Raw genomic sequence first — 15,109 nt, forward strand, 5'->3', positions numbered from 1 at the left:
CCTGACGGCGGTGCCGGGGGCGGGGGGATTCCCCCCGCCCCCGGCCTTCCGTCTCCCGCCGGATCAGGTGTTGACCGGCCGGCGGGCGACCAGCAACACGTGCGTCACCGGCCAGTCCAGCGGGCTGCCGTCCAGCGCGGACAGCTCGGCGGTCGGCGCGAGCCGGTGGGTGACGATCCAGTCGTTGCGGTACGGGCCGCTGGCGGGGTCGACCTCGAAGCCCACGTCGGCCAGCAGCGCCTTCCAGTCGGCCCACTCCAGCCCGCAGAACTCCTCCTGCGTCTCCGACAGCCAGTTGTCGGTGTAGTCCTTGCGGGTGAGGAAGTCCATCGCCGAGCCGAGCGGCAGCTCGACCACCGCCCCGGTGCCGTCGTCGACCGGGCGGAACCCGAACGGGAACCGGTAGTCGACGGCGAACTGGTCCAACCGGGCCCGCGTCGACAGCCCGGCGAGCCGCTCGGCCACCTGGTCGGCCGGCAGCGCCGCGAGGTCGGGGTGGGGCCGGGCCGGGTTCGCCCCGTCGGTCGTCGACAGCCGCAGCCGTACCGTTCGGTCCCGGCCGTCCGGTCCGCACACGTCACTGTTGATCCACACCCCGCCGGGCACCGTGTGGTCGTAGATGGCCTGCACGAACCGGCGCAGCGACGTCATCTGATCGCCGTACGACCAGATCTCGTGGGTCAGCGCGAAGGTCATCGTGGTGTCCACCGAGCGTGGTGCGAACACCGCCCCGCCGAGCACGTTGCGGCGGTAGAAGAACACGTTCGGGTTGGTGAAGAAGCCCTGCGCCTTCTTGTGCACGCACTCCTCGTAGAGGTGCCGGGCCACCTCGACCCCGATCAGGTCGCTCTCGCGCAGCGTCGGCTCCCGGTCGGCCAGCTCCAGCACCGCGCCCGCGCCGCAGCCGACGTCGACGATCCGGCCGGGCCGTACGTGCTCGCGCACCGCCGCCCACTTACGCTGCGCCGCGTCGGCGAACGCCTCGGCGTACGTGCGGTAGTCGCGGGTGGCGGTCAACCCACCCTCGTCCCCGACCACCGGATCGTTGACCACCGAGCGGACCAGGTCGTCGAGCCGGTAGCGGGCGTAGACGTCGAGGGTCGCCGGGTGGGCCAGCTCCCGCCACGACGGGTCGTCGGCGGCCAGCCCCAGCAGTACGTCCCAGGGCCGGGCGGGGGTCGGGTCGACGTCGGCCTCCACCCCGGCGATCGGGAACCCCAGCCCGGCGTACATCGCGGCGACCTGCGGGGTCGAGCAGGCGACGACGGTGTTCGCCGGGGTCAGCTCCAGGCCGGCGGTCGCCGCGACGTTCTTCAGGGTCACCTCGGCGAACCGGTCGGTCTCGGCGGTGTCGAAGACCGGCACCACCACCGACCGTAGCCCGGCCAGCACGCTGAACCGCTCGATCGCCGCCTCCCGCCGGTGGTAGGGGACCGGGTTGCGGCGGGTGTTCTCGTGGTTGGCGGAGGTGACCGCCCAGACCACGGTGACGCCGTCGTCGGTCAGCTGAGCGTCGCCGTCGGTGGCGGACGGTGCACCGCCGTCCCCGGCGTGGTCGCCGTCGGCAGCGTCGTGGTGACCACCGGTGGCGAGCCGGTGCAGATAGTCGGCCTGGAACCGGGTCAGCAGGTGATGTCGGCCGGGAAACAGCAGGTAGCGGGGCATGCACCGTTCCTAGCCGACGTCGGATCACCGGCTCCGCGCGGGGTGCCCGGGGGCGAGTGACCGGCCGGGCATCCCGCGGAGTGCCCCGGGGCGAGTGGCCGGCCCGCCACCGGGCCGGATCGCCCGGGATGCCCGTCCGGGTGGTGGCGACGCCGTGCGGCGTCGCCCCCACCCGGACGGGTGCTAACCCACCACGGAACGCAGCGGGACCTGTTCGGCCCGCAGGGTCCGCACCAGGTCACCCAGGAACGGGTGCTCGTCGACCTGCAGACCCGCCGGGTTGGGGATCACCAGGTACGCCGAGCCGCCCGCCACCGTGACCCGGGCGGTGTCGGTGTACCGCTCGACGACCGCCTCGGCGCGGGTCAGGTCACCGGCGGCCACCTGGAGGGTGAACGGCCGCCACTCGCCGCCCAGGTTCTCCGCCACCGGCGCCGCCGCCGCGGCGGCGCGGGCCGGGTCGACCGGGACCGGCGACGCGGTCCGGGCCGCCGGGCCGCCGCCCGGGTAGAGCAGCGCGTTGGCCACCAGGTGCAGACCACTCTCGTTGTACGCCCGGAACAACGGGTTGAACGCGAACAGCACCGCCCGACCGGCGCCGGTCGGCTCGTCCACCACCGCGACGGTGCCCTTGAGCGCGTCACCCTGCACGGTGTAGCCGTTGGCCCAGAAGGTGTCCCCGCTGGGGTAACGCAGCACGTTGCGGCCGGTGCTGCTCGGGGTGAGGATCGGGTCGTTGTTGTTGAACTCGAAGTCCTCCGCCGGCCGGCCCAGCCCGACCGGGCTGTCCGGGTCCACGTCGACCCGCAGGTGCGAGCCGATCACCGTGTAGCCGGTCGGCTTTGGCTTCTCGGTGGTGGAGGTGAGACCGGCGGCACGGGCCAGCCGGGTGCCCTCGTTGCGCAGGCCCAGGTAGGTGTGACCCTGGGCGATCCAGGCGCGCAGGTTGGCCTGCCCGGTCGCGGTCAGCCCACCTGTCGCGTTGCTGCCGTCCGGCACCAGCAGCACCGTGCGGCCGGTGAAGGCGGGGGTGTTGTCGTTGATGTCGGCGGTGGTGACCGGGGTCAGGTCGAGGCCCCACCGCTTGCCCAGCACGTACCGGGCCTCGCCGTGCGAGCCGGAGGTGGTGGAGATGCCGGTTCCCTGGAACAGGCCGACGTCCGGCCGGCTGATCGGGGTGCCGACCGCCGCCGTGGTGTACGGGGTGAGCGTGACGCCCAGCTTCTTGGCCGTGGTGTTCAGCTCCGGCGTCAACGCGCCGGCCGGCATCCCCACCTCGCCGCTGTCCAGGTCCCGGACCAGCTGCACGTCCTGACCCAGCAGGGTGAAGGTGAACTCGGCCGCGGCGGCGGAGTCCAGCGCGTAGGTGTAGGAGCCCTTCAACGGCGGCGCGGCGAGGATCTTGCCGCCACCGGTGTTCTGGATCTTGTCGATCAGCTCCGCGTTGGGCTTGACGTCCGCGCCGGTGTAGACGGCGTTGAGACCCATCAGCAGCGGGTTGCTCCACGACGACACGTCATAGAAGTACGGGAACGGCGTGTACGGGTCCTCACCCATGATCGCTTGGATCCAGTGCTTCTGCGGCTGGTTCATCGGGATCCAGTACGACCCGACCGGCACGGTCAGGTTGGTCGCCGAACGGCCACCGAAGAGTTTCGCGGTGGGCAGCTTGACGGCCTTCTTCACCTGGTAGACCTCGACGTCCATCCGGCGCAGCCGCTCGACGAGCTGGCGGGCGTCGGCGAGCTGCCGGTCGGGCAGCAGGAAGTACGACCGGATGGTCTGCGCCGGCACCGGGAACTGCACGGTGTTGGTCGGCTGGACCACCTCGTTGGGCTCCAACGCGCCGGCCCGGCCCTGGGCGAGGGCGTCCTTCCAGACCTTGAACCAGCCGGTGAGCACCTCGACCTTGTGTGCCGCCGCCCAGCCCAGCGTCGACCACTGGGTGTGGAACTGCTGCTGCACCCGGTCGGCCACCGCCGACGAGCTGCCCTTCTCGAAGGTCATGCCGGCGGCCCCGAAGCCGGCGGCCGGCACCGTGTCGCCGTACCCCATGAAGAACAGGTCGTAGGTGGAGTAGTTGAAGTAGCACTCGGTGGTCACCGTGGCGTCACACGCGCCGTTGTAGCCGAAGCCGGCCTTGTTGGCCTCGCCGATCCGGTTGATCCAGTCGACCGCCTCGCCGGAGATCTCGTGGTGGATCGGGTCGGCGTTGGGCGGGAAGAAGTACTGCCGGCCACCCATCTCGTGCGCGTCGATGAAGACCTGCGGCGGGTACCTGCGCATCAGTTCGAGCTTGCCGTCGGTCTCCTGCTGGGTGCGGGCGAACCAGTCCCGGTTCATGTCGAAGCCGTACTCGTTCTGCCGGCGGCTGGCGTCGCGGCCGTCCGGGTTCTGCGTCGGCACGATGATCGTGACCAGGTTGTCGTTGCGCTGCTGGACCTCGCAGGACAGGCCGGCGGCCAGCTCGTACAGTGTCTTGAGGGCGGCGTCGGTGCCGCTCTTCTCACCGCCGTGCACGTTGGCCGTCACCCAGACGATGGCCGGCGCCGCCTCGGCGATCTCACCGGCCTGCTGCTGGTCGAGTACCCGGGGGTCGCGCAGCGAGCGGACGTCCTCGGCGATGCCCTTGAGCACGGCCGGCCGCACGTTGCGCTCGTTGGACACGATCGCGTACGGCAGCGGCTGGCCGAGCACACTGGTGCCCATCACGCCGGTGACGACCCGCTTCGACGCGGTGTCCACGGCGGTGAGGTAACCCCGCACCTCCTCGTTGGTGACCACCCGTTCCTGGCCGGTGCCGAGCGGGAAGCCGAGGAAGCTCTCCGGGCTGGGCACCGAGGCCAGCCGGTCGGTGGGATCGGTACTACAGGTCGTCGGGGTGCCGCCGCGGCGGGCGGGCCGACCACCAGGGGGGTGATGCCGGCCAGCATGACGATGGCGGCGGCGCTGGCCAACCGTGGGGAGGAGAGCAATGTGGAGCGGATGAGCGGAGTTCGCATGAGGCGTCCCGATTCCCTTCCCGGGAAATGAATCAAGGGCGCCCGGAGCGTATGACCTGCGCTTTCGGGTGGTCAAGATTCACAACCGGGCGGCGGTACGCGATCTGCCAATTGCGGCACGGCCGGCGCGACCCGGGCGATCGGCGATCCACACTGGATCAGCCCTGGGCCGGCCGGCGGGCGGGCGTGGTCATCCCGGCGGGGGGACCGGCTGCCGGGCCCGTCGACACCGCGACGGTGTCGACGGGCCCGGTGGGTCAGCGCACCCGGACGAACACCGGGTTGGAGTAGAACCACAGGTCGCTCCACGGGCTCTCCAGCCCGTCGGCGAGCGGCTCGGCCTCGTCGGTGCTGGTGCCGCGTACCCGCAGGTAGCTGTCGGTCCCGACGTCGCGCAGGGTGTGCCGGATGACGTACTGCGCGCCCTGCTGCTGCCAGTCGCGCGGGCCGAACCGGGCTACCACGGCGGTGGTGGGGTTGGTGTCGGCGTCCCGGTCGACGCTCGGTCCGGTGACCTGCCCGACGATCAGGTCCACCCGCCGGACCTGCGGGCGGTCCCCGTTGCCGTTCGTCCCGGCCGGCGGCCGGAACCGGATCACGACGTCCACGTCGGTACGGTTGCGCCGGCTGACGGTGATGGTCTCGCCCGTTGCGGCCGAGTGCCCCTGGCTGCTGGCGGTGACGTCGAGCCGGTTGATCAGGTCGCCGGTGGTGACGAAGATCCGCCCGTGCCGCAGGCCGTCCATGATGTCGTGGTACTCCTGCCGGGCCAGCACGTAGGTCTTGCTGTACTCACCCGGCCAGAAGTCGGTGCCGCCCCGGGTCCAGTGCACGTGCGAGTCGGAGGTCGCGGTGATCCACCAGTGCCGCCCCTCCCCGAGCAGCGCGTCCCACAGCCCACCGACCCGGGCGGTCGCCTGGTCGTAGCCGCCGTAGGTGGGGTGGTTGCCGTAGCCGCCGCGCGCGCTGCCGTTGAGCGGGCCCGCCTGGTGGCCCGGGGCGCCCTCGAAGCCGACGTACACGTCCGGGGCCGCGTCGTTGCCGTTGCGGAACTCGTGCGGCAGGTCCTGGCCGTAGACCCCGAGCCCGGTCGCCGAACGGGAGGTGTGGTGGGCGATCACCAGTGGCTTGTGCGGCATGTTCCGCGCCACCTTGAGGAACTCCACCATCTTGGCCTCGGTGTCCCGGCCCGGGTCGGCCGGGAACGGGTCCCGCTTGGCGAACCGGCTCTCCAGCTCGAAGAGCTGCTTCGCCTCGTCGGCGTGCCGCGGGATCATCAGGGTGTGGTGGTCCATCGCCGGGGCGTCGAACTCCATCCCCCAGAACTGCAACACCTCGGGCACCAGGCGGCGCGACCGCAGCAGATCGGGGTACGCCTGCTCCAGGTTCACCTTGGAGTGTGTCGGTCCGCCGTGGTCGGTGCACATCGCCCAGGTCAGCCCGAAGTTCTTCGCCATGATCGCGTTGGTGACGATCGGGTAGACCGCGTCGGCGCCCTTGCGGAACGTCGGCGGGTTCGTCGAGGTGTCGAAGTCCCCGCTGTACTCGGAGTGGATGTGGTGGTCGCCGGCCCGCCAGACCCGGTTGTCGGGCCGGCCCGGGTCGGCCTGCGCCTGATCCTGCCGGTCCGGGTCGGCGTGGGCCGCCTCGACCCCCACGAACGGGCCGGCGGCGGCGAGCGTCGCGCCGACGCCCGCGTACTTCACCAGTTGGCGGCGCGACAGCTGACCGCCTGTGGCGTCCTCGGATTCCCTGTGCTGCACTGCGGAGCCTTCCGCTCGATCCGGTGGTAACCGTGTCGATCACGAAGCCTGAGAGAGGGCGGTGAACGGCCGTTGCACGGCGGTCGGGGGCGGCGTGAACGCCGCCCGGCCAGCCGAGGGCCGGGCGGCCGGTCCGCGCCCGAAGGTGGGCGTCCCGTCGCGTAGCGCGATGGGGGCATCCGATCACCGTCCGACCTGCGGCGACGTACCGACGGATCGGCAGCGACCGCGAGGGTCTCGGGTGGGCGTCGGCCGGCCCGTGGGTGCCGGGGCCGTTCGCCGTGGGATCACCAACCCCGCCGGCTGTACAAAGATCGACCGACGCGCGACGGCATCGCTCCGAGCGTCGAGCTGGTAGCCGTCGAGCCAGATCCAGCCGTCGTACGTGGGCCAGTCGAGCACCCGGATCACCCGGAACATGATCGGTTTGATGAACTGCACGCTGGCCGCCCGGGTCACCTGGAGCAGGTCACCGGAGCGGGGTGTGGTCACCGGGCCCACCCGATGAACCGCCGATACCACACGCCCGCCTGCACCCAGGTCAGATCCTCGGCAGCCCAGGTGAGATACGACGCCAGGTAGATCGTGAGGGAGACCGGAGCGCCGTCGAACTCCGCCCGCAGCTCCTGCCGTCGAGTGGCGCAGGGCCACGGGAGCGAGCAGCCCGCGCAACTCCAGATGGGCGGCACCGGGCTGTGGGCGGTCATCGTTCCTCCCTCGGCCAGTGGCCCCGATTGATCGGCACGCGGTGCCGGACCTGACAGGGCAGGTCGTTGCCGCAGCGGCAGACGATCTGCCTGCGGTCGGCGGACCACACCGGCCGATGCCTGCGCCGCAGTGTCAGCGCCACGGCGGTCAGGTACTCGACGTAGGTGACGCGTCCGCCCATCTGCCCCTCCTCATATGTGAGGGGCGTGGTAGCCGGGCCACGCACGGTCATCCGACCACCACACCCAGCGCCATCGTTCACCGCCGAGGATAGGAAATGCAATATTACATATTGGATGAAACGCTAGAGATGGTTTCAGCTTGATAGGTTCTATTGCTAAGCGTGATGAGCAGGTGTTACATGCCGAGTGCAGATGTCGCCCGGTATGTAGTCAGGGAGGGGAGTGGTCAGTGACGATGGACACCGGCTCGACGGTCCCGAGGCGGCAGCTCGGGCGGTATCTTCGGCAACTCCGCGAGGAAGCTCGCATGACGGTGAAGGCGTCAGCCGATGCGCTGGAGTGGTCGACGCCGAAGATCTGGCGCATCGAGACCGGTGCAACGTCGATGCGGTCGCTCGACGTGGAGGCGATGTGCAAGGTCTACGGAGCGTCACCGCAGATCACCGAGGCGTTGATGGGCCTCGCCAAGGAGACGAAGGGACGCGGCTGGTGGCACTCCTACGGTGACGCCATCCCCGAGTGGTTCGAGTTGTACGTGGGACTGGAAGCCGCAGCCGCACGGCTCCGCAGCTACGAAACGCAGCTCGTTCCCGGCCTCTTGCAGACCGAGGCGTATGCGACCCGCGTCTTCGAGGTGGCCCGCCCGGATATGACCCGTGCGGAGATCGAGCGCGGTGTTGCAGTACGCCTCGGAAGGCAGGCGCTGTTGACCCGGACCACACCGCGCGCTCCGCAATTCGACGTCCTGCTCGACGAGGCTGTTCTGCGGCGAGGGGTGGACGCGGAACAGCTACAGCACCTGATCACGGTGAGCAGACAACCAAACATCGCCCTCCGGGTGATCCCGTTCACTGCGGGCCTGCATCGAGGCAACATGACCAGCGGCACGTTCACGGTTCTCGACTTCGCAAAGGGAGCTGAGCCGTCGATCGTCTACTCCGACAGCCTCACGGGTGCGCTCTACCTCGACAAGCCTGGTGAGGTCGCCGTGTACGGAGAGGCGTGGGCCATCATGGAGAAGCCGGCGCTGACCGAGGCGCAATCCCGCAAGCTGATGGCATCGATCGCAGAGGAACAGACATGACCCCGCTCACCTGGAAAAAGTCCACGCGTAGCAACGGAGGTGGAAACTGCGTCGAGGTGGCTACCCCGCCCCAGGTCGTTCTGGTCCGGGACAGCAAGGACCGGCAGGGGTCGGCGCTGACGTTCGGCGCGGATCAGTGGGGCGGCTTCATCGAGGGCGTCAAGACCGGCAGGTTCGACGCCTGAGCGATGGCCCCGGGTGTGGTCGTCGCCCGTACCCGGGGCCATCGCCTGCCGACCGCCGTGCGTCCCGGTCGCTCCCCGCCGCGCGGCGGCGACCACCGCGCCGCCGAATGTGCATACAGGTCGGAGATCGCCGATAGAGTAGCCAATCCGACAGTCTGCGGCAAAGTTCGCCATATAGGGTCTGAGCAGGGAAAACGCATCCAAGCGTCTCCCTTTGGGGTGGTCCGGGCCGCCGCCCCTGCCGAGCAACTCGCTCGCCTCCTACCCGAAAGGTTCTCCCATGCGCCATCTCCTCCATCGAGGGCTGCTGACCGGAGTGGCCGTCGTCGTCGGACTGTCGGCCATCCCGGCCCCGGCCGCCGCCGTGCCGGCCGGCCCGTCGTCAGGTGCTGCATCCGCCGGCCGTCCGTCGCTGGCCGCCGGCACCTGCTCGATCCTGTGGGACCTGCTCAACCTGGGTGGCCGCAACGGCCTCGTCGGGGTCGGCCTGACCGGGGACCAGCAACTCGTCAAGTTTGCGGCCAACCGGCCGAACCTGACCTGCACCATCGGCACGGTCGATCTACCCGGTGCCGAGACCCTGGTCGGCATCGACTACCGGGTCCAGGACGGCCGGCTCTACGGCGTCGGCGACGCCGGCGGCATCTACACCCTGTCCACCCGCGACGCCACCGCGACGCAGGTCAGCCAGTTGACCGTCGCCCTCAGCGGAACGTACTTCGGCGTCGACTTCAACCCGGCCGCCGACCGGCTGCGGATCATCAGCGACACGGGCCAGAACCTGCGGCACAACGTCAACTTCGGCGGGACCACCCTCGTCGACGGAACGCTCACCTTCCCGCCCGCAGTCGGCACCGCCCTCGGGGTGACCGGTGCGGCCTACACCAACAACGACCTCAACCCGAACACCGCCACCACCCTGTTCGACATCGACACCACCGGTGACCAGGTCGCCGTCCAGTCCCCGGCCAACTCCGGCCAGCTCGCCGCCACCGGCAAACTCGGAGTCGACGCCGATCAGCGGGCCGGCTTCGACATCTACAGCACGATCCGCGGCGGCCGGGCCGTCGGCAACACCGGCTACGCCGTGCTCAACGGCACCGGCCCCAGCCGGCTGTACGCGATCGACCCGCTCACCGGCGAGGCCAGCACCACGGGCGCATTCGCCCAGGTGGTCGTAGACCTCGCCCTGCAACTCAAGCAGCCGTAACCACCCGCCCCGGCGGGCACCCGCACAGCGGACGGCGACGGCGGTGAGCCTCCGGCGTCGCCGTCCGCCCGGATCGGCCATGCGCTGCCGTGTCCCGTCCCACACCCGGCAGCGCATGGCAGGCCGTCACAACCGGACCAGCACCACCCCGCCGGTACGGTAGCCCACGGCGACCCGGTCACCCGCCGCCGAGCAGTGCCGCGACCGCCTCGACGGTGTCCGGATGTGCGGCCATCAGCGCCGACCCCGGCGACCCGGCCGGCGTCGCCTGCGGCTCCGACCATCCGCCGTCGCAGCCGAGCAGCCCGGCGACCGCGTCCACCGCCGCCGGATGTGCGCCGAGCAGGGTGTGCACCTGCCCCACCGGTCCGGCCCGCACCGCCGTCGGCGCGGGCGTCGGGGCCGGGGCCAGCCACGGCGGCACCCAGGCGTCCAGCGCGGGCAGCGTCCCCGGGAAGGTACTCGCCGCTTCCCGGACCAGCATCGGCACCAGCTCCGGCCCGTGCTGGCGCAGGGTGGTGATCAGGGTGGGCAGCCAGGGCAGGAGCACCGGGTCGGGCAACCGGGCGAACGCGGTGGACATCGTCTCCACCACGAACGGCGCGAGCCCCGGCACCGGTTCCAGCGCGTGCACGAAACCGGAGAGGTACTGCGGGAAGGCCGGCACCACCAGCGGGTTGGCCAGCAACTCGGCGCAGCGGCCCCGCAACTCGGCCAGCGGCAGCAGACCGAGCTGGTGGCGGGCCGCCCAGAGCAGGGCGACCTTGGCCGGGCTCTGCGGGTGTGACTGGGCCACCGCGAGTTCGAGCTGGGACCGGTCGCAGCCCAGGGACAGCGCCAGGCTCTCCATGCTGAACAGGAAGCCCAACATCGCCCCAACCTGCCGGACCCCGGTCTCCTCTTCGACGAACGCGGTGGGCAGCAGGGTGCAGTAGTGCGCGTAACCAGTCGTCACGAACGCCGCGCACCAGGCCGGCAGGGTCGGCGCGGTGGCCCGGTGGTGGGCCAACAACCGGCGGATCCGCCGCAGCACCTCCGGGGCGTCGTCCACGGTGCGTTCGGTGGCCAGCAGCTCCACCGCCCGGGTGCCCAGCTCGTCGACCAACCGGGGGCTGTTCAGCAACCGGATGGCGTCCTCCACGGCGGCGAGGGCACCGGCGGCGGTCGCGTCGGTGCCCCGGACCGCCCGGCGCAGCCGCTGCTCCAGCACCTGCTCGACGGTCACCCCCTCGTAGCCCAGCTCGATCAGCGCCCGCTGATGGCGGCCCAGCGCCAGGTCCCAGCTCTCCTGGATCGACCGGTGTCCCAACCGGCGCTCACCCATGATCGGGCGGACGGCGTCGGTGGGGAGCAGGTGCCGCAGCATCCACAGCAGATCCGAGCAGCCGGCCAGGGCGGGGGTGGCGTGCAGGTCCAGCAGGGCCCGCTGAATGGTGCGTTTTTCCAGGTCCAGGCCGAGTGGCTGGAGCCGGTCGAGCACGTCGCGGGCCAGCGGCGGCAGGGCGTCGTAGCCGACCTGCCCGATCCGGTCCCCGCCGAGCAGGATCTCGCAGAGCCGCCGGACGTCCCGCCGGCCCGGCACCACGTCCTTCTCGATGCAGGTCACCGCCGCGTCGGCGAAGTCGTACGGGGTGGGTCGGGCCCGGTTACGCAACCCGGCCAGCAGGATCGAGGTCTCGAACACCGCGATCGCGTCGGCGGTGCTGGCCAGGTAGCCGTTGCGGCGGGCCAGCCGGACGATGTCGACGCACCAGCCGCGCAGCTCCGCCTCGTCGAGCCCGTCCAGGGGCGGCGGCGCGGCGAGGAACCCGGTGAGCCGGTCGGCGACCGGCCCGGCCGGCGTGGTCACCGCCGCGACAGCCTTGCGCCGGCCCCGGGTCTTCCCACCCCGTTGGCCGTCGAGCCGGTACGGGGTCAGGCCCGAGCCGCTCACCGCCTTGGTCCAGGTGGCGGCGGCGATCGACACCGAGCCCGGTGCCAGGCCGAACTGCGCCTCGATGGCCGAGTGGCTCGACGGGATCAGCCCGTACCGCCAGCGGGTGCCGGTCCGGGGGCTGATCTCGAAGTCCGGGGCGGGGGAGTCCATGCCGAACTGAGCGACCCGGCTGGCGGCGTGGAACGCCCCGCACACGTAGAGGCAGTCCGCCGGGTCGACCCCGGACGCGGCGAGGTGCTCCCGCATCCGGGTCCACATGTAGCGCTCCCGGTCCTCGTCGCGCTCGGTACGGTCCGACCCGGCCGGACGCAACCGGCGGAACAGGCTGCCGATCAACACCATCACCTGTCGGTAGGTGTCGTGGTCGGCGCCGGTGAGGGGCCGCTCGACGTACTGGTCCCACCACTCCGACCAGTGCCGCACCTTGCCGTGGTGCAACAGGTACGCCTCCAACTCGGCGAACCGGGGCCGCAGGTCACCGATCTCCACGCCGACCGCGTCGCCGTGCAGCGCCGTCTGCTCACCCGCGCCGCCGGTCGACGCGGTGGCTGCCGTCGGCCCGGTGTCGTCCGTCGGCCCGGTGGCTGCCGCCGACTCGGCGTCGTCGCGCGGCGACCACTGGAAGACGTGGTCGGTGGAGCGGTCCACCAGCACCAGCTCCACACCCGGCGTCTCCAACGCGTACGCGATCGCCTGGTATTCGGCGGACGCCTCGGTGACCGGCGCGACGACGCTGAGCGGGCCCCACTCGGCGGGGAAGCCGTCCAACTCGGAGGCGAACGCCTGCACCGCCACCGGCAGCCGACAGTTGCGCAGCTCGCCCAGGAGCGGCTGGAGATCCTCGCACAGCTCCAGGTAGATCACCTTGGGCTGCCTGTGCCGCAGCCGACGTACCATCGCCAGCGCCGAGGCCGGCGAGTGGTGACAGACCGGGAAGATCTCCAACCGCTCGCCCAGCGCCCGGTCGACGTCGTCGACGATGCCGGCGAGGATGCCGGCCAGCGCGTCGGCGGAGCCGGCGAACGTGGCCGCCGCATCGGTGAGCTGCTCCCGCAACGCCCCGAACGGCCCGGCGGTCACCCCGCCGGTGCCGGCGACGGCGGTCGCGGGCGGCGTGGCGGTGCCGGCGTCGGCGGTGGTCACGACAGCGAGGCGATCGCCTGGCGACCGCCGTCGAGGAAGCCGGCCCAGCCCTCGCCGTCCTTCTTGGCCCGGGGCTCCACCACACCGTGCAGGTACTTGTTGAGGATCGCCAGGTCCTCCGGGCTGCGTCGGGCCAACGACCCCACCAGCGAGGAGGCCAGCGTCTCCACCCGCAGGGACCGGTCGCCGAAGAACTGGCTGTGCAGGATGGCGTCCTCCAGCACGCCGATCTGCTCGGCGGTGGACAGCGCCGACTCCAGCTTCTCGTCGTCGCTGGTCGCCGCAGCGGCGGCGGCCCGCAGGTCGGCGAAGCTCTGCAACAGGATGTCCAGCAGGGTGGGCGGCACGTCCAGTTCGATGCGGTGCCGGCGCAGCAGCTCCTCGGTGCGGAACCGGACGATCTCCGCCTCGCTGCGCTTGTTGGTGACCACCGGGATGCGGACGAAGTTGAACCGGCGCTTCAACGCCGACGACAGGTCGTTGACGCCCCGGTCCCGGCTGTTCGCGGTGGCGATGATCGAGAAACCGGGCTGGGCGAAGACGATGTTGTCGTCGTTCAGCTCGGGGATGGAGACGTACTTCTCCGACAGGATGGAGATCAACGCGTCCTGCACGTCGCTGGTGGAGCGGGTCAGCTCCTCGAAGCGGCCCACCACGCCCTGCTCCATCGCCGTCATGATCGGCGACGGGATCATCGACTCCCGGGACTGCCCCTTGGCGATGACCATCGAGACGTTCCACGAGTACTTGATGTGATCCTCGGTGGTGCCGGCGGTGCCCTGCACCACCAGCGTCGAGTTGCGGCAGATCGCGGCGGACAGCAGCTCGGCAAGCCAGCTCTTGCCGGTGCCGGGGTCGCCGATGAGCAGCAGGCCCCGGTCCGACGCCAGGGTCACGATGCTGCGTTCGACGAAGCTGCGGTCACCGAACCACTTCTGCGGGATCTCCCGCTCCAGACCGTCGGCCCGTTCCGAGCCGAGGACGAACAGCCGCACCATGCGCGGGCTCAACCGCCACGAGAACGGCTTCGGGCCGGTGTCGACCGACTCCAGGTAGTCGAGTTCGTCGGCGTACTTGACCTCGGCGGGGGCACGCAACATCTCGGACATGAGGGGTGATTCTCCTAGGTGAGGAAGCTCTTGAGCTCGAAGACGAGTTTGCGGATGTGACCGGAGAGCACCGGGGTGCCCAGGTCCTTGAGGCGCTGCCGGAACCACGGGTTGACGCTCTGCTGGCCGGAGCTGCTGACCGAGCCGACCGGGATGAACCGCACCCCGGAGCGGTGCACCGCCTCGATGCCGTCGAACAGCGGCTGGGAGCGGTTGAACTCGTAGAAGTCCGAGATCCACACCATGACCGTGTTGCGCGGCTCGACGATCTTCGGACGGGCCATCGCCATCGCCACCGGCCCGTCGTTGCCACCGCCGAGCTTGGTGCGCAGCAGCACCTCGAACGGGTCGTGCACCCACGGGGTCAGGTCCAGCGCCCGGGTGTCGTACGCGATCAGGTGCACGTCCACCTTGGGCAGCCCGGCGAAGATCGAGGCGAGGATGGTGCAGTTGACCATCGAATCGACCATCGACCCGGACTGGTCCACCACCACGATCAGCCGCGACGGGGTGGTCTTGCGGGCGGTCTGCCGGTAATAGAGCCGGTCGACGTAGAGGCGCTCGTCCTCCGGGCTCCAGTTGGTGAGGTTCTGCCAGATGGTGCGGTCGAGGTCGAGGTTGCGGTAGACCCGCTTCGGCGGCACCGACCGGTCGATGGTGCCGACGCTGGTCTGTTCGACCTGGGTACGTAGCACCTCGGCGACCTCGTCGACGTACCGCCGGATCAGCGACTTGGCGTTGGCCAGCGCCACCCCGGACAGGTTGGACTTGTCCCGCAGCAGTTGCTCGATCAGCGACATGCTGGGGGTGAGCTGGGCGGCCAGCTTCGGGTCGGCCAGCACCTCCCGCAGGTGCATCCGGCGGACCAGGTCGCCCTCCAGCCCGGCGAGGGTGCCGCCCAGCCCGGTGCCGCCCTGCCGACGCAGCTCACCCGGGGGCAGCCGAGCGCCTGCTCGAACCAACCGGCGTCGGCCTGCCAGCGGGCCAACTGGCCGGCGCTGACCGGCCCGGACCCGGTGCCGAAGACGTTGAGCAGCAGCTTCGACACCAGCGCGGCCCGGCGTACCTCGGCCGTGCCGGGCCGGTGTGCGCCGAGGTCGCCGGCCGCCGGGTGACCGCCGT

General features: G+C 70.9%; 11 protein-coding genes and 1 pseudogene. 3 read left to right on the forward strand and 9 right to left on the reverse strand.

The window, feature by feature from the left end:
* Window positions 1–63: 63 nt before the first annotated feature.
* From J7462_RS03675 to J7462_RS03700, 6 genes are all read right to left on the reverse strand, one after another.
* A complete protein-coding gene (locus J7462_RS03675) occupies window positions 64–1,665 on the reverse strand; it encodes a class I SAM-dependent methyltransferase (protein WP_219461821.1) in 1,602 nt (533 codons plus the stop codon).
* Between the two features lie 183 nt (window positions 1,666–1,848).
* On the reverse strand, window positions 1,849–4,503 hold the full coding sequence (locus tag J7462_RS03680; RefSeq protein ID WP_308290725.1) for a M14 family zinc carboxypeptidase: 2,655 nt from the start codon (window positions 4,501–4,503) through the stop codon (window positions 1,849–1,851).
* Window positions 4,504–4,924: 421 nt separating this feature from the next.
* Window positions 4,925–6,430: a phosphoesterase gene (locus tag J7462_RS03685; RefSeq protein ID WP_219461822.1), complete on the reverse strand. Its 1,506-nt coding sequence runs from the start codon at window positions 6,428–6,430 to the stop codon at window positions 4,925–4,927.
* A gap of 183 nt (window positions 6,431–6,613) precedes the next feature.
* On the reverse strand, window positions 6,614–6,922 hold the full coding sequence (locus tag J7462_RS31775) for a hypothetical protein (protein WP_308290726.1): 309 nt from the start codon (window positions 6,920–6,922) through the stop codon (window positions 6,614–6,616).
* On the reverse strand, window positions 6,919–7,137 hold the full coding sequence (locus J7462_RS03695) for a hypothetical protein (RefSeq protein ID WP_219461825.1): 219 nt from the start codon (window positions 7,135–7,137) through the stop codon (window positions 6,919–6,921). Before J7462_RS03695 ends, J7462_RS31775 begins: the two co-directional genes overlap by 4 nt.
* Window positions 7,134–7,319 carry a hypothetical protein gene (locus tag J7462_RS03700; protein ID WP_219461828.1) on the reverse strand — a complete coding sequence of 62 codons (186 nt, stop codon included), beginning with the start codon at window positions 7,317–7,319 and terminating at the stop codon, window positions 7,134–7,136. Before J7462_RS03700 ends, J7462_RS03695 begins: the two co-directional genes overlap by 4 nt.
* A 236-nt stretch (window positions 7,320–7,555) precedes the next feature.
* On the opposite strand from J7462_RS03700, the gene J7462_RS03705 reads away from it, so the two are divergent.
* The 3 genes from J7462_RS03705 (at window position 7,556) to J7462_RS03715 (ending at window position 9,799) form a co-directional block, all read left to right on the forward strand.
* Complete coding sequence (locus tag J7462_RS03705; RefSeq protein ID WP_219469953.1) at window positions 7,556–8,404, forward strand: helix-turn-helix transcriptional regulator; 849 nt, start codon at window positions 7,556–7,558, stop codon at window positions 8,402–8,404.
* Window positions 8,401–8,589, forward strand: coding sequence for a DUF397 domain-containing protein (locus tag J7462_RS03710; RefSeq protein ID WP_219461830.1), 189 nt, complete (start codon window positions 8,401–8,403; stop codon window positions 8,587–8,589). Before J7462_RS03705 ends, J7462_RS03710 begins: the two co-directional genes overlap by 4 nt.
* A gap of 280 nt (window positions 8,590–8,869) precedes the next feature.
* Window positions 8,870–9,799, forward strand: coding sequence for a DUF4394 domain-containing protein (locus tag J7462_RS03715; RefSeq protein ID WP_219461832.1), 930 nt, complete (start codon window positions 8,870–8,872; stop codon window positions 9,797–9,799).
* Window positions 9,800–9,977: 178 nt separating this feature from the next.
* Here the strand turns inward: J7462_RS03715 and J7462_RS03720 are convergent, their stop codons facing one another.
* The 3 genes and pseudogenes from J7462_RS03720 to J7462_RS03730 form a co-directional block, all read right to left on the reverse strand.
* Window positions 9,978–12,815 (reverse strand): DUF5682 family protein, encoded by a 2,838-nt coding sequence (locus tag J7462_RS03720; RefSeq protein ID WP_219469955.1) that lies wholly within the window; start codon window positions 12,813–12,815, stop codon window positions 9,978–9,980.
* A gap of 59 nt (window positions 12,816–12,874) precedes the next feature.
* Window positions 12,875–13,987, reverse strand: a complete 1,113-nt coding sequence (locus J7462_RS03725) for an AAA family ATPase (RefSeq protein WP_208566036.1) — start codon at window positions 13,985–13,987, stop codon at window positions 12,875–12,877.
* A gap of 14 nt (window positions 13,988–14,001) precedes the next feature.
* Window positions 14,002–15,068, reverse strand: a pseudogene (locus J7462_RS03730) (VWA domain-containing protein); the annotation flags it as partial.
* Window positions 15,069–15,109 lie beyond the last annotated feature (41 nt).

It is taken from the genome of Micromonospora sp. RL09-050-HVF-A (genome assembly GCF_019374995.1).
Taxonomy (GTDB): domain Bacteria; phylum Actinomycetota; class Actinomycetes; order Mycobacteriales; family Micromonosporaceae; genus Micromonospora; species Micromonospora antibiotica.